Here is a 19,909-nt window from a genome sequence, read left to right on the forward strand (position 1 = left end):
GACTGGAACGGCGCGTACAACCTGTTCACCCATTGCAACGCGGCGTACGGCGGGAAGCGCGTACCCGGGCACGCCGGGCCACTTCGACGAGCCGGAGGCCTGCTCCGACTGATGAACACTCCGCACCAAAACACCCCGCCATGCTTCGTCTGGGGACCGAGGTGGCTACTGTCGTCTGGTGCAGAAATGGCCTGGTCGTCCTTACCCCCTCGGAGCCACGTATGACGGCTCCGGGACGAACTTCGCGGTGTTTTCGGAGGTTGCTGAACGAGTAGATCTGGCGCTGATCGGTGACGACGGGTCCGAGCAGCTGGTGCAGCTGACCGAGGTGGACGGGTTCGTCTGGCACGGGTACCTGCCGGCGGTGCAGCCGGGTCAGCGGTACGGGTTCCGGGTGCACGGGCCGTACAACCCGGCCGAGGGGCATCGGTGCAACCCGTCCAAGCTGCTGCTGGACCCGTACGCGAAGGCCATCGACGGGCAGATCGACGGTGACGAGTCGCTGTTCAGCTACCGGTTCGCGAAGCCGGACGAGTTGAACACGATGGACAACCGTGAGCACACCATGCTCTCGGTGGTGACGAACCCGTTCTTCGACTGGGGCAACGACCGCCCGCCGGAGCACGCGTACCACGAGACGGTCATCTACGAGGCGCACGTGAAGGGCCTGACCAAGACCCACCCGGCGCTGCCGGAGGAGATCCGCGGCACGTACGCCGGGATCGGGCATCCGGCGATCATCGAGCACCTGAAGGAGCTCGGGGTGACCGCGATCGAGCTGATGCCGGTCCACCAGTTCGCCCAGGACGGGCACCTGCAGGAGCGGGGCCTGTCCAACTACTGGGGTTACAACACGATCGGCTTCTTCGCCCCGCACAACGCCTACTCCTCGCTGGGCGGCCGCGGCCAGCAGGTGACCGAGTTCAAGACGATGGTGCAGGCGCTGCACGAGGCCGACATCGAGGTGATCCTCGACGTCGTCTACAACCACACCGCCGAGGGGAACGAGTTCGGCCCGACGCTGTCGTTCAAGGGCATCGACAACGCGGCGTACTACCGGCTGGTGGACTCGGCCAAGTCGCACTACTACGACACCACCGGGACCGGGAACAGCCTGCTGATGCGGCACCCGCACGTGCTGCAGCTGATCATGGACTCGCTGCGTTACTGGGTCACCGAGATGCACGTGGACGGATTCCGGTTCGATCTCGCGTCGACGCTGGCCCGTCAGTTCCATGAAGTGGACCGGCTGTCGGCGTTCTTCGACCTGGTCCAGCAGGACCCGGTGGTGAGCCAGGTCAAGCTGATCGCCGAGCCGTGGGACGTCGGCGACGGCGGCTACCAGGTGGGCAACTTCCCGCCGCTGTGGACCGAGTGGAACGGCAAGTACCGCGACACCGTCCGCGACTTCTGGCGCGGCGAGAAGTACACGCTGGCCGAGTTCGGCTCGCGGCTGACCGGCTCGTCGGACCTGTACCGCGACGACAGCCGGCGCCCGCTGGCGAGCATCAACTTCATCACCGCGCACGACGGCTTCACGCTGCGCGACCTCGTCTCGTACAACGAGAAGCACAACGAGGCCAACGGCGAAGGCGGTAAGGACGGCGAGAGCCACAACCGCTCGTGGAACTGCGGCGCCGAGGGCGAGACCGACGATGCCGTCGTGATCACGTTGCGGAGCAAGCAGCAGCGCAACTTCCTGGCCACGTTGCTGATCTCGCAGGGTGTTCCGATGCTCGCCCACGGCGACGAGCTCGGCCGGACCCAGTCGGGCAACAACAACGTCTACTGCCAGGACAACGAACTCGCCTGGGTGAACTGGGACCTCACCGAGGAGCAGCAGGACCTGCTGGAGTTCACCGGTGCGCTGGTCCGGTTGCGCCACGAGCACCCGGTGTTCCGGCGCCGCCGGTTCTTCCACGGCGACACGGGGGTCGACGGGCTCGGCGACCTGGTCTGGTTCACCCCCGACGGCCAGGAGATGCAGGACGGCGACTGGAGCCGCGACGACGCCCGCGCAGTGGCCGTGTTCCTCAACGGTGACGCCATCTCGGAGCCGGACCCGCGCGGAGAGCCGGTGGTGGACGACTCGTTCCTGATCCTGCTGAACAGCAACTACGAGCCGGAGGAATTCCTGCTGCCCGCGAAGGAGTACGGCGAGGCGTGGTCCGTGGTCGTGGACACCATCAGGCCGACCGGTCGTGCCGAGGGAGGCGAGCACCTCGCGGGCAGCACCATCCGGATCGAGGCCCACGGCATGCTGGTCCTGACCCGCCCGAGGCAGGCGGCCGGATGAACTCGGTCCCGCAGGCGACGTACCGGCTGCAGTTGCATGCCGGATTCGGGTTCGACGACGCCGCGACCGTCGTCCCGTATCTGCACAGCCTCGGGATCTCCCATGCGTACCTGTCTCCGATCCTCCAGGCCGCGCCCGGTTCCACCCACGGGTACGACGTGGTGGACCACAGTCGGCTGTCCGAGCCGGCCGGGGGTCGTCCTGCGTTCGACCGGCTGGCCGCACGGCTGGTCGACCATCGGATGGGTGCGGTGTCGGACGTCGTACCGAATCACGTGGCGGTGCCGACGCCGGCTCGGCTCAACAAGGCACTGTGGTCGGTGCTGCGGGATGGGCCGGGGTCGCCGTACGCGGAGTGGTTCGACGTCGACTGGGGTTCGGGGAACCAGCCGTTGTTGATGGCGGTGCTGGGTCAGCGCATCGGCAGGGTGCTGGCGGACAACGAGTTGTCGGTCGACGGCGACGTACTGCGGTACTACGAGCACGAGTACCCGTTGCGGCCAGGGACGGCGGACCTGCCGATCGCGGAGCTGGTGACCGAGCAGTGGTACCGACTGGCGCACTGGCGGGTCGCTGACGAGGAGCTGAACTACCGTCGCTTCTTCGACGTGGACACACTCGCTGCCGTCCGGGTGGAGACGCAGGAGGTCTTCGAAGCCACGCATGCGCTGCTGCTGGAGCTCCTGCACGAGGGAAAGCTCAACGGCTTCCGCATCGACCACCCGGATGGTCTGGCCGACCCGCGTGGGTACCTGCGCCGCCTGGCCGAGCGCACCGGTGGTGCATGGGTCGTGGTGGAGAAGATCCTCGAAGGCGACGAGGAGCTCCCCCGCGACTGGCCCTGCGCCGGCACCACCGGGTACGACGCCCTACTGCGCGTCGGAGGTCTCTTCGTCGACCCGGCCGGTGCTGCACCGCTCGCAGCGCTCCACTCCGAGCTGACTGGTGAGCCGGCTGACTTCAGCCCGGTGGTGGAGGAGGCCAAGCGGGAGGTCGTGAAGCACGGGCAGTACGCCGAGGTGCACCGGCTGGTGGAGTTGCTGGCCCGCATCTGCCAGGACGACGTACGGCTGCGTGACCACACCCGTCGTGCGTTCCACGAGGTGGTCGTGGAGCTACTCGTCCACTTCGAGATCTACCGCGCGTATGTCGTACCAGGGGAGCAGCCTGGACCGGATGCTGTTCGTGCTCTGGAGCGTGCGGCCGAGAAGGCGCGGGAGAACCTGGACGAGGACCGGCAGGAGACGCTGGACGTCGTACTGCACCTGCTGCTCGGCCAGGAGACCGGTACGGCGAGCAGGATCGACGAGCACGCGCGGCACGAGCTGATCATCCGGTTCCAGCAGACGTGCGGTCCGGTGATGGCCAAGGGGGTCGAGGACACCGCGTTCTACCGGTGGTTCCGGCTCTCGTCGCTCAACGAGGTCGGTGGGGATCCGGAGCACTTCGGCGTGACTCCCGAGGAGTTCCACGCCTTCGCGGCCCGGCTGAACCAGCACTGGCCGAAGACGATGACCACGCTCTCCACCCACGACACCAAGCGATCCGAGGATGTGCGGGCACGGCTCGGTGTGCTGTCCGAGCAGCCTGCCGCCTGGTCGGAGGCGGTCCGGGAGTGGCGGCGACTGTCGGAGGACCACCGGAGTCCGTTGCTCGACGGCAGCACGGAGTACCTGCTCTGGCAGACGCTCTTCGGCACCTGGGACGACGGTCCGCTCCCTGAGGATCGTCTGCAGGCCTATCTCCTCAAGGCGATCCGCGAGGCCAAGCGCCACACCACCTGGACCGCCCAGGACGAGGAGTACGAACAGGCCGTCGTCACCTTCGCCACCGCAGTCCTCGCGGACGCAGCCGTCGTGGAGTCGGTACGACGCTTTGCCGCCAGGCAGACCGAGTTCGTCCGGGCGGCCACGCTCGGCCAGAAGCTGGTCCAGCTGACCATGCCCGGCGTACCGGATGTCTACCAGGGCACAGAGTTGGTCGACCTGTCGCTGGTGGACCCTGACAACCGGCGGCCGGTGGACTATCAGCACCGGATCGACCGTCTGCAGCGTCTCGACGACGGCGCCAAGCCGGACAACCTCGCCGACGAGAAGCTGCTCGTCACGTCCAGAGCACTCCGCATCCGCAGGCAGTACCCGGACGCCTTCACCGGCACCTACACCCCACTGCCAACCTCCAACGGCCATGCGGTCGCCTTCGCCCGCGGCGACGCAGTCATCACAGTCGCCACCCGCCTCCCGGCCGCTCTGCATCGGCTGGGCGGCTGGGGCGAGAGCACGGTGGTCCTGCCGAGTGGTGAGTGGAAGAACGTGTTGACCGGCCGCATCGTGGGTAGTGGATCAGCCCGCATCCACGAACTGCTGGAGGACCTCCCGGTGGCCCTGCTCGTAAGGAGCTGAAGCCCGTGCACACCTTCCGCGTCTGGGCACCTTCCGCGTCGTCTGTCGACGTGGTGCTCCGGGACGGCACCCTGCCCATGCGCTGGGCGGGTGACGGTTGGTGGCGCCGGGACGTGGTCGAGGCCCGGCCCGGGACGGACTACGCGTTCACCGTCGACGGGGTCGGGCCTCTGCCGGATCCACGCAGTGCCTGGCAGCCGGACGGCGTACACGGGTTCAGCAGGGTGTTCGACGAGGATCACTTCCGTTGGACGGACAGCGAGTGGACCGGTCGGGATGTGCGGGGTTCTGTGTTCTACGAGCTGCACATCGGCACGTTCACGCCGGAAGGCACGCTGGACGCGGCTGCAGGGCACTTGGACTACCTGGTGGCGCTGGGCGTCGAGGTGGTCTCACTGATGCCGGTTGCTGCGTTTCCAGGCCGGCACGGCTGGGGGTACGACGGTGTGCACCTCTACGCCGTCCATGAGCCGTACGGCGGGCCGGAAGCGTTGCAGCGGTTCGTGAATCGCTGTCACGAGGTCGGCCTGGCTGTCTGCGTCGATGTCGTCTACAACCACGTCGGACCGAGTGGGAACCGGCTGGGCGAATTCGGGCCGTACTTCACCGACCGGCACACCACACCGTGGGGACCGGCGATCAACCTCGACGACACCGGCAGCACCGAGGTGCGCCGGTGGATCTGCGACAACGCGCTGCGGTGGTTCCGGTCGTTCCACCTCGACGCTCTGCGGCTGGACGCCGTACATGCCCTGGCTGACGACAGTCCGACGCACCTGCTGGCTCAGCTGTCGTCGGAGACCGCGGAGCTGTCGAAGCAGCTCGGCCGGCCGCTCGGGCTGGTGGCCGAGTCGGACCTCAACGACCCGCGCATGGTCGAGCCGGTGGACGAGGGCGGCCGGGGCATGACCGCGCAGTGGAGCGACGACTTCCACCATGCGCTGCACACGCTGCTGACCGGTGAACGCGCCGGGTACTACGTGGACTTCGGTGAGCCCGGCGTGTTCGCCAAGACGCTGACCCAGGTGTTCCTGCACGACGGGTCGTACTCCACTTTCCGCGGCAAGGACTGGGGACGGCCGGTCGACCCGGCCCGGCACCGTGGCGGCGAGTTCCTCGCCTACACCTCGAACCACGACCAGGTCGGCAACCGCGCGCTCGGTGACCGGCCCGCGCTGACACCCGGCCAGCTCGCGATCGGGGCCGCGCTCGTGCTCACCTCGCCGTACACACCGATGTTGTTCATGGGTGAGGAGTGGGGTGCCTCCACGCCCTGGCGCTACTTCACCGACCATGACGAACCCGAGCTGGCCGAGGCTGTCCGGACCGGTCGCCGGCGGGAGTTCGCGGCGTACGGCTGGGACGCCGAGGAGATCCCGGACCCGCAGGATCCCGAGACCTGGCGCAGTTCCGTCCTCGACTGGTCCGAGCAGGACGAGCCGCCGCACCACGAGCTGCTCGCCTGGTATCGCGACCTGCTTGGGCTTCGGGCCCGGACGCCGGACCTCCGCGACGATCGGCTGGACTCGGTCGGGATCGCCTTCGACGCCGACGGCGACTGGCTTGTGGTCACCCGCGGCCGCTTCCGGATCGTCGTGAACCTGGCCGCCGGCGAGGCCGTGGTGCCGGTCGACGGGACCCCGTCGTACCAGGTGATGGCCTTCGGTACGGCGGATCCGGTCACCGACGGTGTCCGGCTGGCTGGTCACGGCGTGGCCGTCGTGGTGGTCTGAGAACGTCAAGCATTAAACGGGTTTGGTGCAGGTTTGTGGGGGAATCGAACACATCCGGCTGTTCGAATCCGTTTGTCGATGGGGATTTCCGGAATTGCTTGTGAAACAGGCCACTCGTGCCGGACTGTTGAATGCGCCAGCAGGGGACGCGGGGTTGACGGGAGGACATATATGACAGTCGGAGGCGTCGACACTTACTACGACTACGAAGAGAAGCAGTGGAAGAGCCGGAGGCTGGGTGGCGGTCCGATCCGCCGCGGCCCGGTGTGCCCGGCGCCACGAACGGCCGACCACGCACTGCACGAGCAACCGCGCGAACGGCATCCGGCCGGCCGTGAGCACCTCGGCAGGGACGAGAAGAAGACCGTCATCGGCTGACGAGTCGGTGGCAGGGCCCGCCAGACCAGGTCACCGCACATTCGCCGAGAGTCACCACAGCGGCCGTCGTGCCGGAACCCGACGGCCGCTGCGGCATGCACGTCAGCGGCTGAAGAGCGTTCGCACCTCGAGCGATGCCTGCAGCCGGTCCAGCCACGGCCGTGCCCCGAGTGCCTTGCGGAGTTCCCGCACGCCGGTCCACGCCTGCTGACTGAGCTCCGCACCACCCGGCCCGCCGGACCAGAGCGCGTGATCGACCGCCCGCGCGACGCGGGTGAGTCCTGTCTCGGTGTCCGGCAGTTCGCGCGCGGCGTGCGCCAGATCCCGGACCGTCATCCCCGCGGTCACGGCACGCCATGGGCGCGAAGCCTGTCCGCGCCTCGGCCCACGCACCGACCACCGACGCGCTGCCGGTACGACGTCTGCGGGGTCGCGGTCCTGCCCGCGGATACGGCGAACGGCAGCGTCGCCGTACTGCGGCTGACCAGCGTGGTCACTACGGCGATCGAGCTCTTCGAGCGGATCTGGCCGGACGCCGTACCGCTGGCTGGTGACGTGCTGCCCGACGACACCGATCTGTCGCTGCGTGAGCAGGAGATGCTGCGGCTGCTCGCCCTCGGCGCGACCGACGAGGTGGCCGCGGCGCAGCTCGGCATCTCGGTCCGGACGGTACGGCGGATGGTCGCGCAGATCATGAACCGGCTCGGCGCGCGCAGCCGCTTCCAGGCCGGTGTGAAGGCGGCCGACCGCGGCTGGCTGCTGGAACGGGCCAGCTGATCCGGCGGACAGGCCGGGGCCCGAGATCACGTAGTCCCCGCATCGCATAGAGTGATTGGGGTCAATACCGGATCGGAGGGACCGCCGCGATGGCCGTTGGAGACGAGCAGGTGCCGGAGAAGCCGCCGTACCCCGGGTTCGACATGAACAAGCCGAGTATCGCGCGGACCTACGACTACCTGCTCGGCGGCAAGGACAACTTCGCCGTCGATCGCGCCTTCGGGGACAAGTTCATCAAGGACCTGCCCGGCTCGCAGCAGATCGCGCACGACAACCGCGGCGCGCTGATCCGCGCGATCCGCGAACTGGTGTCGAATCGCAGGGTCCGGCAGTTCATCGACCTGGGCAGCGGGCTGCCGACGGCCGACAACGTGCACCAGGTCGCCCAGCGGTACGACCCGGACGCGAAGGTCGTGTACGTCGACAACGACCCGATCGTGCTCGCGCACGGCCGCGCACTGCTGGCCGAGAACAACAACACCACCGTGCTCCAGTCCGACCTGCGCACGCCGAAGGCGATCTACGACCACCCGGACACCCGGCGGCTGATCGACTTCGAGCAGCCGGTCGCCGTCGTCTTCAGCGCGACCCTGCACCACGTGAACGACGACGAGGACCCGGCCGGCCTGGTCAAGTTCTGGTCCGACCGCATCACGTCCGGCAGCCACATCTTCATCAGTCACTTCCGCAGCGAGAACGACCCACGCAGCCAGGAGTTGGAGCAGGTGCTGCAGGGGTCGCTGGGCCGCGGCCGGTGGCGCACCGACGAGCAGATCCTCGCGCTGTTCGGCGACGGCTTCACCGTCCTCGAGCCCGGCCTGGTCCCGGCGGTCGAGTGGCGCAACCCCGAGCCCGTCGACGACCTGACCGAATGGCAACGCCTGATCGCCGCCGTCCTCGCGGTCAAGAACTAGCCGTCCGAGTTCCAGACGAACTTGTTGGACGTGTACGTGCCTTCAGGTCCGGTGACGGTGGCCCAGACGGTCTGACCGACGGCGCCACACGGGAACTGGTCGTCGATCAGGAGATGCCCTTCGGAGCTCGTCCGCAGGGTCGCGCCGGGGTTGAAGTTGCCCTACTTCGACGTCCACGGCTTGATCTCGTAGTCCGTGTTCGGCCGCAGGTTCTCGATCCGGACCTGGACGAACGCGCAGGCCGGCGGCTGGCATTCCTTGTACTCCGCGCCCGCACCACGGGACGCGACCACACGTTTGGTCCGTTGCGGCGCGCCGACCGGAGCCGCGGTCAGGCTGGCCGGCCAGCCGGTCAGCTCCAGGCCGTCCGGCGCCCGGGTGACGGCCCGGACCACGAATGTGTAGTTCTTCCCGTTGGTCAGCCCGGACCAGGTGATCTGCTGAGCCGTCGTCGTCTTCGTCTGCGAGCCCATCGTGACGGCATAGTTCAGGAGCGTCCCGTCCTTCATGTCGGGGGTGTCCCAGGCCAGCACGAGCGTCCCGCTGACGCCGTCGGACTTCACCAGCAGCTCGCGCGGTGACTCGGCCACGGTCCACTTGAGCTCGACCCGGTTCGACCGGACCGCTGGACCGACCCCGATCCGGTTCACTGCCTGGACGGTGATGTAGTACCCGGTCGTGTCGGCCAGACCGGTGATCGTCGCCGACCGCGCCGTACCGGCGACCGTGGTGGATCCACCGGACCAGCTCAGCTTGTACGACGTGATGGCGGCACCGTTCGGCGTAGCGGCCTGCCAGGTCACGGTCGCGGAACCGTCGCCGGCCCGGGCTCTGACACCGACCGGTGCACCCGGGCGGCCTGCCTTCGCGGTCGCCTGGTTGGTGGGTGTCGACCTCGGCCGGGTCGTCTTTCGCGGCGGCGTCGTCCGCGTCTTCCCAGGCGTCCTCCTGTCACCGCCGGGCGGAGTGGTCGTGCGGTCCGGCGGCTCCGGTGTCTCCGTCTTGACGGGCGGCGGCGGTGTCTTGACCGGCGATGGAGTCTTGGCGGGCGGCGGGGTCCTGGTGGGAGTCTGGATCGGCTTGGCCGGCTTCTCGCGGTTGTCCTGCCCGTCGGTGCTGAGTTCCACGGTCTCCGCGTTCCCCTCGCGGTCGACCACGACGCCCCGGTCGCCCTTCGAACTCTCGACGTACACCCGGGAGTCGTCACCGCGGAACAGGTTCGGCTCGCGCTTCTCCTCGTCGTCCCGCTGCCGGCTCGCGACCTTCTGGTGTGAGGTCTCCTTGCCGTCGCGGCCCAGGGGCACCAGATCCGCGTTCTTCCGGTCCAGCAGCGCGAGGCCCTGACCGGAGGAGGCGACCTTGTCGTACGTGCCGGGCCTGATCGGCCTGGTGATCGGCGCGGCCGGCTGGGTACCGACGTCGACCAGGTGGACGACGCCCTTGCCGGGGTCGACGATCGCCACCCGGCCGTCGAGATCGTTGCCCGCGACAAGGGCATTGTCCGGTACGTCGACCTCGCCCAGCCCGGTGCGTTCGCCGAACCCGTCATCGGACAGCGCATGGACGTCGCGGGCGGTCAGGTCGACGAAGACCGCCTTGGTGCCGATCACGGTCAGTGCGCCCTTGTGGCCCTTCGGCGCCGAGACTGGGCAGGACATCCGGGTGGCCGCGAGCGGCAGTTGGCACAGGTCGCCCTGGACGCGACCGGCCCGCTTGCGTGCGGCACCAGCGCGTCGAGCGGAATCTCGGCCATCAAGGGCATTTTGTCATCCGCCCAGGTAACGGTCCTTGGTGAGGAAGGCCAGCTGGGCCGTCTTGGTGGTGTTGTCGGGGTAGGTGATCTTGGCTTCGGAACCGAGGACGAAGCCGGTGCGGTGGAAGCGGTCGATGGCTCGGTCGTTGCGGATGTCGGGGTCGACGACGACGCGGGGGTGGCCGAGGTGGACGAAGAAGAACTGTCCGAGGACCCTGAGCAGGTTGCCGGTGAAGTTCGGGCGTGGGTCGCCGGGGGCGACCAGGAAGTGCAGGCCGATGTCGCCGGCCTGGATGTCGTACGCCGCTCCGACCGGATCCGCCTGCGGATCGTAGGTCTGCAGCAGCGCCGTCGGTACGTCGTCCAGATAGACCAGGTACACGTGATGCGTCGGCACCGAGTCGAGGAACCGGTAGATCCCGGCGATCTCGTCCCGGGACAAATGGCCCATCCCCCAGAACCCGGCCCGCTCGGCCGTCACCCAGCCGTGGATGAGGTCCAGGTCGCGGTCGGGATCGGCCTCGACGATCCGCACCGCGCCGAACCCGTCGACCACGTGCTCGAAGGAGCTCTCGACCCGAGTGAGTTCACCGTGGACCGGGGCCAGCGTGCCACGGAGCCACAGCGGAAGCTGGTCGTGGTGATGCGGATCCCCGAGTACCCCGGACGCCCCCAACGGAACCACCCACCCGCTGGCCGAGCGGTCCGCGAGGTCGAAGGCGTAACGCGCCGCCGAACCGCGGATGCACACGTCGGTGAGACCGGGCAGGCTCGACGTCGACATCACGCAGTGGTGATCGCCGGACAGTCCGAGGTCGATCGGCTCCTCGCCCGGCGCGAACAGCGGACCACGCAACATGTGCAGCGGCGACAACTGATGGGTCTCACCCCACGGCGGCCGGGGCTTGCGCGCGGCAACCTCCTCGAGGGCCTCACGCGCCAGCCAACTCACGTTGACCTCGGGAAGCAGGTCGGTGCCGAGCAGATTCTCCAGTGCGTACGACACATGCGTCAGCGGGTCGATCCAGGGCTGGAACACCTCCGGACAGCCGGCATCACCTTCCAGTACGGCGAAGCGGTCGGCCAACCGTGACACGAGCGCCTTGCGGACCGCGGCGAACGAGGACGCGGTGGTGCTCGACGCGTCCATCCGCCGGTCCCACTCGAGCAGTTCGGTGCGCAGGGCAACAGCTTCCGGCGAGAGATCCGCCAAGCCGGCAAGCACGTCGAGCAGACTGCCCGCCGAGCCCAGATAGGTGTCGGAGTGGATCGACGGCATCTCGTCCACCGACCAGGTCGGCTGCGAGCCCAGCAGCTCCCGGATCCGCCGGGATCGATGCGGCGCGGCGAACTCGACACCCATCGGCGCGGCCAGCTCACGCGCGTTCGCCATCACCGCCGGGCCGTCGACAGTTGCCCGAGGCATCGGCTCGTACCAGCCCTGCCACTGATGATCCGCGTCCCATGCCGGTACGACGCGCAGCCGGTTGGACTCGTGACGCGTCGGGACGAGGCCGGCGGTCCGGTGCAACAGGCCACCGGACGTGTCAGCCGCCAGCACCACGTTGACCGGCTCCACCCACGTCTCCAGCGCAGCGTCGACGTCACCGACAGTGGTTGCCCGCAGCAACTTCGGCAGCACTTCGAAGCCCAGCCGTCCCGTCACCCGCGGCGGGTACCGCAGACTGACGGTCTGCTCGGCGTTGTCGATGATCACCGGACCGCGTTCGGTCTCGATCACCTCGATCTCGATCGGATCCGCACCGGCCACCTCGATGACCTCGATGTGTCTCGAGGCCGGCTTCCAGCCATCCGGGCCGAGCGCCTCGACCGACGACCCGGTCCGCCGGAGTTGTTCGGCGTACAGGTCCTGGTAGTCCGACATCGCGTTGGTGATCGCCCAGGCGACCGTGCCGGTGTGGCCGAAGTGGGCGATCCCCGGGATCCCCGGTACGGCGAGGCCGAGGACGTCGTACTCGGGGCAGGACAACCGGATCTGCTGGTAGACGCCCGGGCTCTCGATGAAGCGGTGCGGGTCGCCCGCGATGATCGCCTGGCCCGAGCTGGTCAGGGAGCCGGGGATCAGCCAGCCGTTGCTCCCCGCGGTCCGCGGGCCCTCCGACGAGAACAGCTCGATGGCCTCCTCGCCCAGATGACGGGCGACGTGCGTCCGCCACAGCTTGCTCGGGAAGCCGGCGAACAGGATGTGGACCGCGAGCCAGATCCCGAGCGGTGCCCACGGCTCCCATTTCTGGGTGGTCAGCCCGGTCTGGGCGAACTCGGGCGCCCGGGCCGCTCCGACCGGCATCGCGTGGTTGACGCCCTCGACGTACGCCGTGTTCCACTCGCGCAGCTCGTCGTCGAGCGCCTCGAAGCAGCGTTGTGCGGTGTCGGCGAGCCGTGCCTGCCGTGCGAACACGTCCCACGGCGCGGCCTCCGCACCGAGGAAGGCCGCACTCGTCCCGAGGAACCGGCGGCGCTCGAGCTCCAGTTGCCAGGCGCGGTCCTGAGCCGCGTTGAGGCCCTGCAGGTACACCAGCGCCAACGGGTCTCCCGCTTGCAGCTGCGGTACGCCGTACGCGTCCCGGAAGACCCGAGCATTCACTGCAGTCCTCGCTTCAGTTAGGTTAGGCTGGGCTAACTTACAAGGCAGCTACCTTCGGCCGCAACGGCCATTCTCGCTGGAGGAAAGTCGTGGGGCATGGCTGGGAACACGTGGTGCTCAAGTTGTTCCGCGGGAAGGACTTCACCTTCACCGTGACGGGTGCCGAACAGGTCACGGAGCGCTACCGCCGGGTGCACTTCACCGACGGCGGACTGCTCGAGGCGATCGGCGTCCACCCGACGATGTGGGTGCGGCTGTGGTTCGACAACGCCGGCAAGCCGCATCAGCGGGCGTACACGCTGGTCGATCCGGATGCCGCGGCGGGCACCTTCAGCCTGGAGTTCGCGCTGCACGACGGGTGCGCGAGCGACTGGTCCCGCAAGGCCGAGCCTGGCGACACGATCGAGGCGACTGTGCAGGGGACCGGGTTCGAGGTGCCGGACCCGCTGCCGGAGCGGATGCTGGTGATCGGCGATCCGGCCTCGCTGCCGGCGATCAACTCGCTGCTCGCGGTCGCGCCGAAGCTGCCCGCGACGATCTGGTTCGAGACCACCCACGATGTCGATCACGAACTGCCGTTCCGGATCAACCCGGAGCACCACGAACTGCGGACCGTTCCACGCCCGGACATGGTCGAGGGCGTGAAGGCGGACCTGCCGAAATTCATCGGGGACCCGGCCGACGCGTTCGTGTGGATCGCCTGCGACACGGCCACCACCCGCGCGCTTACGTCGTACGTCCTGAAGGACCTGTCGATCCCGAAGCACCGGGTTAAGGCGCTCGGTTATTGGCGCGCGGCCTGAGCGGTCCGGCAGTAGCCTGGCGCGCGTGATCAGACCCCTCGACCTCAGCGACCGAGCCCTGGCCGAACGGCTGCTGGAGATCCAGCACCACGCGTACGCCGTCGAGGCCGAACTGATCGGCTTCGACGGCATCCCGCCGCTCCAGGAGGACCTCGACGGCCTGATGTCGTCCACCGAACACTGGCTCGGCCGGTACGACGGTGACGTCCTGGTCGGCGCGGTCGCCTACGAGTTCCCCGACGACGACACGGTCGACATCTCCCGCCTGATCGTCGACCCCGCCCACGCCCGCCGCGGCCACGGCCGCGCGCTGCTGGACCACCTCGACCACCTCGAACCGCGGCGGACCAGCCTGGTCTCCACCGGCACGGCGAACACCCCGGCGGTCACCCTCTACAAGTCCCGCGGCTACCACGAGACCACTCGGATCGAGATCGCGCCGGGGGTCACCGTCACGCAGTTCAGCCGGCCAGGCTGACTGCGGCCCAGCTGACCGCCGGGAGGGTGACGGTCAGCTTGCCGTCCACCAGTTTGGCGTCGGCTGCCTGCGGGGTGACGCGGTCGGGATGGTCGGCGGAGTTCGTCGCCAGGCCGTCCTCGTCGTGGATGGTCAGCGCCTCGGCGATCGTGGCGACACCGGCGCGGCTGACGTCGACGGTGACCTCGATCGGGCCTTCGGTGGACCGGTTGACCAGGAACACCGCCAGCTTGCCCTCGCCGTACGTCGCGACCGCGTCGACCGCCGTGATGTCGCCGTACTTGGTCGTGCTGACGGTCGGCGAGTCGGTCTCCAGCCGCAGTACCTGACCGGCGGCGAGCCGGGAGGTGATCGCGAACGGGTGGAAGGTGGGCTGCCGCCAGGCCGGGCCGCCGCGCTCGGTCATGATCGGCGCGATCACGTTCGCCAGCTGCGCGATGCAGGCGACGCCGACCCGGTCGCTGTGCCGGAGCAGCGAGATCAGCAGGTTGCCGACGACAACGGCATCGGTGACGTTGTACTCGTCCTCGATCCGCCGCGGCGCCACCGCCCAACCGTCCGGATCCTCGTCGGTCCGGCGCGAGCGGGCGCCGTACCAGACGTTCCACTCGTCGAAGGAGATGTCGATCTTCTTCGTGCTCTTCAGCTCCGCGCCGACGGCGTCCGCGGTCGCGACCACGGCGTCGATGAAGCGGTCCATGTTGACGGCCGAGCCGAGGAACGACGCGGTGTCGCCGTCGTCGTTGCCGTAGTACGCGTGGCAGGAGATGTACTCGACGAAGTCGTACGTCTCCCGCAGTACCGTCTGTTCCCAGTCGCCGAAGGTCGGCATCGCCGACGAGGACGATCCGCACGCGACCAGCTGCAGATCGGGCTCGATCATCCGCATCGCCCGCGCGGTCTCGGCCGCCACCCGGCCGTACTCCTCCGCCGTCTTGTGCCCGATCTGCCAGGGGCCGTCCATCTCGTTGCCCAGGCACCACAGTTTGATCCCGTACGGCGACGCGCCGTGCTGCTCGCGCAGGTCGGACAGGGCCGTGCCGCCCGGGTGGTTCGCGTACTCCTGCAGGTCGAGCGCCTCCTGCACCCCGCGGGTGCCGAGGTTGATCGCCATCATCGGCTCGACCCCGGCCTTGGCGCACCAGCGGATGAACTCGTCCAGGCCGAACTCGTTCGTCTCGACACTGTGCCAGGCCAGGTCGAGCCGGCGCGGCCGGCCCTCGTGCGGGCCGACGCCGTCCTCCCAGCGGTAGCCGGAGACGAAGTTGCCGCCGGGGTAGCGAACCACGGACACTCCGAGCTCGCGGGTCAGCTCGAGGACGTCCTTGCGGAAGCCGTCCTCGTCGGCGGTGGCGTGGCCGGGCTCGTAGATGCCGGTGTAGACGCAGCGGCCCATGTGCTCGACGAAGGTGCCGAACGTCCGGCGGTTCACGGGCGCGATCGTGAACGCGGGGTCGAGGGTGATGTTGGCAGAGGGCACCAGGTTGCTCCTGTCGTGACTGATTGCTGGTTTCAGGTGATCCGGGGCCAGCCGTCCGGCCCCCAGTGGATCCGCCGCAGGCCGAGCCGGAAGTCCCCGCCGGCCTGGGTGTCGTAGTAGTGATGGGCCAGCCAGCCGTCAGAGACGGACTGGCCGCCGGGGCCGGCCATCGAGCCGGATCCGGACAGGATCACCGTGCCGCCTCCTTGCAGCAGCGGTGTGCCGAGCCGGTCGACGTACGGACCGGTGACGGCGCGCGAACGGCCGACGGCGATCTTGTACGTGCTGTCCGACCCGCGACAGCAGAAGTCGAACGAGACGAACAGGTAGTACCAGTCGCCGCGCCGGACGATGTACGGCGCCTCGATCGCGTTCGGCGGGACGCGCCGGTCGGCCAGCCGGAGCGGTTCGCCCTGACCGGGAACGGCGAGCCCGGACGGCCACTGCAGCCGGACCATCCGGATCCCGCTCCAGAACGACCCGAACGCCATCCACGGCGTTCCCGCGCGATCCACCACGACACCGGGATCGATCGCGTTGTAGTCGTCGGTCGGCACCGAGCGATGCACCACGCCGCGGTCGACCCACCGGTACGACGGATCGTCCGGATTCAAGGTGGTGTTGGTCGCCAGCGCGATCACCGATCGGTTCGAGCCGAAGGTGGACGCAGAGTAGTAGAGGTAATAGGTGCCGCCGTGCTCGATCACCTCGGGAGCCCAGAGGTTCGACACCCCGGGGACCTCGGCTCGCAGCCACGCCGGGATGGCGTCGAAGACCGTGTCGGCCGTCGTCCAGTGGCGTCCGTCCGGGGAACGGCGTACCTGAACGGTGCCGTCGGCAACGGCCGGGTCGCCGGTCGAGAAGACGTACCAGTCGCGGCCGTCCTTGATCAATGCCGGGTCGTGCGTGCGCAGGTCGCCGGTCAGCTGAGGAACACCTGGGTCCTTCGAGGCCGTGGCGCCCGCGGTTGAGCTCAGGACGAGGAGGGCCGCCGCGGCCAGTGCCGCGAATCGCCTCATCCCTTGATCCCCGCGTCACCGACACCACGGACGACGTGCCGCTGGAACAGCGCGAACACGATCAGCAACGGGAGTCCGCCGAGCACGGCCGAGGCCATGATCTGCGCGTACCGCAGACCGTACGAGCCCTGCACGTTGGCCAACCCGACCGGGATCGTCATCATCGACGGGTCGGTGGTGACGATGAACGGCCAGAGGAAGTTGTTCCAGGCCCCGATGAAGGTGAAGATGCCGACGGCAACGAGGATCGGCCGCGACATCGGCACCATCACACTCCAGACGATCCGCCACCGGGTCGCGCCGTCCACCCGGGCGGCGTCCTCGTAGTCGCGGGAGATGCCGTCGAAGAACTTCTTCAGTACGAACACCATCACCGGCGCGACCACCTGCGGCAGCACGATGCCCCAGTAGGTGTCGACCAGGCCGAGACCGGTCATCTCCTGGAACAGCGGCACGATCAGCACCTGCGGCGGGACCAGGATGCCCGCGATCATCAGCGCGAACAGCGCCCGCCGGCCGGGGAAGTTCGTCCGGGAGAAGCCGTACGCCGCCAGCACCGAGACCAGCAACGTCAGCGCCGTCACCAGGATCGCCACGATGGTGCTGTTCAGGAACCAGCGGAGCAGGTCGCCCTGCTCGATCACACTCTGGTAGGCGGCCGTAGTCGGTGCCTCGGGCAACCAGGTGATCGGGGACCGGGTGGTCTCCGGCTCCGGCTTGAGCGAGGTGTCGAGAGCCCAGAGCAACGGCACCAGCCAGATCGCGGCCAGGATCACCGCCCCGACGATGCTCGCCACCCTCGGGAAGCTCCAGCGTGGTTCGACCGGTCCGGACCTGGTCGCGGCCGGCAACGTGGCGGTCGTCATTCCGCCCCCTCCTTCCGGCCGGAGAAGAGTTTGAACTGCAGTACCGAGACGATCACGATGATCGCGAAGAACATGTACGAGATCGCCGACGCGTAACCGATCCGGTAGTTGGTGAAGCCGTTCTGGTAGATGTACTGGATGATCGGCCGGGTCGCGTAGTTCGGACCGCCGTTCGTCATCAGGTAGATCTGGTCGAAGATCTTCAGCGACGCCACCAGTTGCAGCACGATGATCAGCCCGGTGGTCCGGCTGAGCAGCGGCAGCGTGATCCGAAACAGCTTCTGCCGGCCGTTCGCGCCGTCGATCGCGGCCGCCTCGTAGACCTGGGCCGGAATCCCTTGCAGCGCGGCGAGATAGAGCAGGAAGTTGAACCCGACCGTCCACCAGACGGTCGTGATCACCACGGCCAGCATCGCCCGGTTCTCGGTGTTCAGCCAGTCGATCTCGGCGAACCCGCCGGCGGTCAGCAGACCGTTCACCAGGCCGAACCCGGGCTGGTAGATCCAGACCCAGATCAGCGTCACGACGGTCGCGGGCAGCACGAACGGAGCGAAGTACGAGAACCGCAACAGCCAGCCCAGCAACCCTTTCCGGTTGGCGAGCAAGGCCATCACGAGCGCGATGATCACCAGCGGCGGGGTGCTCATCGCGGTGAAGACGAGGGTGTTCTTCAGCGACGACCAGACGGCCGGGTCGCCGAACATCTCCCGCCAGTTCTGCAGGCCGAGGAACTCCTGCTGGACCCCGGCGAGACTGGTGTTGAAGAAGCTGTTCCAGAGGCCGGAAACCGTCGGCCAGACCAGGAAGACCGCGAACAGCAGCAGGAACGGCGCGACGAAGAACAGTCCCGCCCAGCGTTCCTTCCACGGCTGCCCGGTCTCAGGTTTCACCGCGGTGGGCGGCGTACCAGGTGTTACTCGAGGTGGTGTCTGCACGGCCATGGGGGTGACCTCCTGTCAGACCGGGGACGGGGTGTCGAGCAGCGTCTGGGTGGCTGCCTTGAACTGCGCGAGCGCGGCCTTCGGCGTCGCCTGGCCGGAGAAGACGCCGCTGAAGGCGGCCCCGGCCTCGTTCTGCAACTGGGCGCCCGAGCCGCTGAACCACGCGTCCGGGTCGAACAGCACGTCCGGCGCGACACTGCGGTACTCCGCCTGCGGCTTGAGGTCCAGGTAGTCCTGGCTCTCCGCCACCGGCTGGTACGCCGGGATGTGGCCGCCGGCCGCCCAGTCCGCACTGTGCTTGAGCATCCAGGCGATGTACTCGACCGTCGCCTTCGTGTCGTCCTTGCTCCGGTTCGCCTGATGCGGCATCACGAACGTGTGCGCGTCACCGGCGTACGCCGGTACGTCGTACACGACCGGGAACGGCGCCATGCTGAACGGCATCTTCGCGGTCTGGTACGTCGTCACCTCCCACTCGCCGTTGAAACTCAGGCCGACGTCGCCGCTGGTGAACTGGGCGACCAGGGCCGGGTAGTTGGCCGACCGGGGGACGAGGCCGTCGGCGGCGAGTTTCGCCATCAGCTCCAGGGCTTCGAGCGCCTTCGCGTCGTCGATGATCAGCTCGGTGCCGTCCTCGTTGAAGAACTTGCCCTCGAGCTGCCCGTAGAGCGTCCACCACATGCGCCAGGGGTTGGTCGTCTCGATCGAGGCACCGTACTTGCCGGTCGTCTCCTTGGCCGCCCTGATCATCTCCACGAAGGCGTCCACACCCTTGACCGGCTTGATCTTGCCGTCGGCGTCGAGCAGGCCGGCCTTCTTGCAGATGTCGGTGTTGTAGTAGAGGACGAACGGGTGCTGGTCCAGCGGGACTGCGTACAGCTTCCCGTCCACGACACAGCGGTTCCAGGTCGCCGGGAGGAAGTCCTCCTCGCGGATCCCGGCCTCGTTGAGCAGGTCGACCGGGATCGGGTCGAGCATGGTGGCCGGGCTGAAACCCTTCAGCCGGGACAAGTGAAGGGTTGCCACCTCGGGCGCCCGGCCGCCGGCCGCTGACATCGCCAGCTTGGTGTAGAACGGCGGGCCCCAGGCCAAGGTGTGTGCCTCGAACTGGACGTCCGGGTGCTCGGCGACGTACTGCTGATGGATCTGCAGCAGGCGGGCACCGTCTCCGCCGCCGAACAGGTTCCATTCCCGGACCCGGGGGGTGGATCCGAGGCTGCCGCAGCCGCTCAGGGCGAGGGCTCCGGCGGCGCCGAGCAGACCGCCGAGGACGGCTCGACGGGTTGGGGGTGGGGGTGATTCAGGCAGCATCTTCGTGTCCTCCTGGCGGGGGTGGAGCACGGTTCCGGGCGTGCGTAACCGCCGCGCCGGCCCCGGGTACGGACGGCCGGTGCATGCTTTTACATCGGTGTACTACATCGGTGTAGAGATGATGCCCGGGTGCTCCGGGACCGTCAACCCTTC

At 68.4% G+C, this 19,909-nt stretch carries 16 protein-coding genes; 8 read left to right on the forward strand and 8 right to left on the reverse strand.

Translation table 11 applies throughout. The features are described 5' to 3' along the window. Positions 1 to 178: 178 nt before the first annotated feature. From glgX to ACGFIF_RS41275, 4 genes are all read left to right on the forward strand, one after another. A complete protein-coding gene (gene glgX, locus ACGFIF_RS41260) occupies positions 179 to 2,296 on the forward strand; it encodes a glycogen debranching protein GlgX (RefSeq protein ID WP_393162805.1) in 2,118 nt (705 codons plus the stop codon). Beyond that, entirely contained in the window at positions 2,293 to 4,698 is a 2,406-nt protein-coding gene (treY, locus tag ACGFIF_RS41265; RefSeq protein WP_393162807.1) for a malto-oligosyltrehalose synthase, read from the forward strand. The genes glgX and treY overlap by 4 nt, the downstream gene beginning before the upstream one ends. A 5-nt stretch (positions 4,699 to 4,703) precedes the next feature. Continuing rightward, complete coding sequence (gene treZ / locus ACGFIF_RS41270; protein ID WP_393162809.1) at positions 4,704 to 6,431, forward strand: malto-oligosyltrehalose trehalohydrolase; 1,728 nt, start codon at positions 4,704 to 4,706, stop codon at positions 6,429 to 6,431. Positions 6,432 to 6,602: 171 nt separating this feature from the next. Next, entirely contained in the window at positions 6,603 to 6,809 is a 207-nt protein-coding gene (locus tag ACGFIF_RS41275) for a hypothetical protein (protein ID WP_393162811.1), read from the forward strand. 102 nt (positions 6,810 to 6,911) lie between these two features. Here the strand turns inward: ACGFIF_RS41275 and ACGFIF_RS41280 are convergent, their stop codons facing one another. Then, positions 6,912 to 7,145, reverse strand: coding sequence for a hypothetical protein (locus ACGFIF_RS41280; protein ID WP_393162813.1), 234 nt, complete (start codon positions 7,143 to 7,145; stop codon positions 6,912 to 6,914). Between ACGFIF_RS41280 and ACGFIF_RS41285 the strand changes: the two genes are divergently transcribed. Beyond that, a complete protein-coding gene (locus tag ACGFIF_RS41285; protein WP_393162815.1) occupies positions 7,122 to 7,586 on the forward strand; it encodes a response regulator transcription factor in 465 nt (154 codons plus the stop codon). The two genes, ACGFIF_RS41280 and ACGFIF_RS41285, sit on opposite strands and share 24 nt — an antisense overlap. Positions 7,587 to 7,675: 89 nt before the next feature. Further along, positions 7,676 to 8,500, forward strand: a complete 825-nt coding sequence (locus ACGFIF_RS41290) for an SAM-dependent methyltransferase (RefSeq protein WP_393162817.1) — start codon at positions 7,676 to 7,678, stop codon at positions 8,498 to 8,500. Positions 8,501 to 8,661: 161 nt separating this feature from the next. Here the strand turns inward: ACGFIF_RS41290 and ACGFIF_RS41295 are convergent, their stop codons facing one another. Together ACGFIF_RS41295 and ACGFIF_RS41300 are read right to left on the reverse strand one after the other, a co-directional pair. Then, a complete protein-coding gene (locus tag ACGFIF_RS41295; protein WP_393162819.1) occupies positions 8,662 to 10,158 on the reverse strand; it encodes a fibronectin type III domain-containing protein in 1,497 nt (498 codons plus the stop codon). A 108-nt stretch (positions 10,159 to 10,266) separates the two neighbouring features. After that, the gene (locus tag ACGFIF_RS41300) at positions 10,267 to 12,858 is read right to left on the reverse strand and encodes a GNAT family N-acetyltransferase (protein WP_393162821.1); all 2,592 of its coding nucleotides are present in this window, start codon (positions 12,856 to 12,858) and stop codon (positions 10,267 to 10,269) included. An 89-nt stretch (positions 12,859 to 12,947) separates the two neighbouring features. Here ACGFIF_RS41300 and ACGFIF_RS41305 point away from each other — a divergent pair, with 89 nt between their 5' ends. Both ACGFIF_RS41305 and ACGFIF_RS41310 read left to right on the forward strand, forming a co-directional pair. Further along, positions 12,948 to 13,661: a siderophore-interacting protein gene (locus tag ACGFIF_RS41305; RefSeq protein WP_393162823.1), complete on the forward strand. Its 714-nt coding sequence runs from the start codon at positions 12,948 to 12,950 to the stop codon at positions 13,659 to 13,661. Positions 13,662 to 13,686: 25 nt separating this feature from the next. After that, entirely contained in the window at positions 13,687 to 14,139 is a 453-nt protein-coding gene (locus tag ACGFIF_RS41310; protein WP_393162825.1) for a GNAT family N-acetyltransferase, read from the forward strand. On the opposite strand, the gene ACGFIF_RS41315 is transcribed toward ACGFIF_RS41310, so the two are convergent. From ACGFIF_RS41315 to ACGFIF_RS41335, 5 genes are read right to left on the reverse strand one after another with little or no spacing between them, the layout of a single operon-like run. Then, positions 14,123 to 15,619 (reverse strand): alpha-N-arabinofuranosidase, encoded by a 1,497-nt coding sequence (locus ACGFIF_RS41315; protein WP_393162827.1) that lies wholly within the window; start codon positions 15,617 to 15,619, stop codon positions 14,123 to 14,125. The genes ACGFIF_RS41310 and ACGFIF_RS41315 overlap by 17 nt on opposite strands. 32 nt (positions 15,620 to 15,651) lie before the next feature. Beyond that, a complete protein-coding gene (locus ACGFIF_RS41320; RefSeq protein ID WP_393162829.1) occupies positions 15,652 to 16,638 on the reverse strand; it encodes an arabinan endo-1,5-alpha-L-arabinosidase in 987 nt (328 codons plus the stop codon). Next, positions 16,635 to 17,504, reverse strand: coding sequence for a carbohydrate ABC transporter permease (locus ACGFIF_RS41325; RefSeq protein WP_393162831.1), 870 nt, complete (start codon positions 17,502 to 17,504; stop codon positions 16,635 to 16,637). The genes ACGFIF_RS41320 and ACGFIF_RS41325 overlap by 4 nt, the downstream gene beginning before the upstream one ends. After that, positions 17,501 to 18,445: a carbohydrate ABC transporter permease gene (locus ACGFIF_RS41330; RefSeq protein ID WP_393162833.1), complete on the reverse strand. Its 945-nt coding sequence runs from the start codon at positions 18,443 to 18,445 to the stop codon at positions 17,501 to 17,503. The genes ACGFIF_RS41325 and ACGFIF_RS41330 overlap by 4 nt, the downstream gene beginning before the upstream one ends. 15 nt (positions 18,446 to 18,460) lie before the next feature. Continuing rightward, positions 18,461 to 19,756: an extracellular solute-binding protein gene (locus ACGFIF_RS41335; RefSeq protein WP_393162835.1), complete on the reverse strand. Its 1,296-nt coding sequence runs from the start codon at positions 19,754 to 19,756 to the stop codon at positions 18,461 to 18,463. Between the last annotated feature and the right edge of the window lie 153 nt (positions 19,757 to 19,909).

Source organism: Kribbella sp. NPDC049174, from assembly GCF_043197365.1.
Taxonomy (GTDB): Bacteria; Actinomycetota; Actinomycetes; order Propionibacteriales; family Kribbellaceae; genus Kribbella.

Bases quoted from the DNA above. Each gene is read 5' to 3' on its own strand.
- treY (WP_393162807.1), top strand. From the start codon at position 2,293: ATGAACTCGGTCCCGCAGGCGACGTACCGGCTGCAGTTGCATGCCGGA.
- ACGFIF_RS41275 (WP_393162811.1), top strand. From the start codon at position 6,603: ATGACAGTCGGAGGCGTCGACACTTACTACGACTACGAAGAGAAGCAG.
- ACGFIF_RS41280 (WP_393162813.1), bottom strand. From the start codon at position 7,145: ATGACGGTCCGGGATCTGGCGCACGCCGCGCGCGAACTGCCGGACACC.
- ACGFIF_RS41290 (WP_393162817.1), top strand. From the start codon at position 7,676: ATGGCCGTTGGAGACGAGCAGGTGCCGGAGAAGCCGCCGTACCCCGGG.
- ACGFIF_RS41295 (WP_393162819.1), bottom strand. From the start codon at position 10,158: ATGTCCTGCCCAGTCTCGGCGCCGAAGGGCCACAAGGGCGCACTGACC.
- ACGFIF_RS41320 (WP_393162829.1), bottom strand. From the start codon at position 16,638: ATGAGGCGATTCGCGGCACTGGCCGCGGCGGCCCTCCTCGTCCTGAGC.
- ACGFIF_RS41325 (WP_393162831.1), bottom strand. From the start codon at position 17,504: ATGACGACCGCCACGTTGCCGGCCGCGACCAGGTCCGGACCGGTCGAA.
- ACGFIF_RS41330 (WP_393162833.1), bottom strand. From the start codon at position 18,445: ATGGCCGTGCAGACACCACCTCGAGTAACACCTGGTACGCCGCCCACC.
- ACGFIF_RS41335 (WP_393162835.1), bottom strand. From the start codon at position 19,756: ATGCTGCCTGAATCACCCCCACCCCCAACCCGTCGAGCCGTCCTCGGC.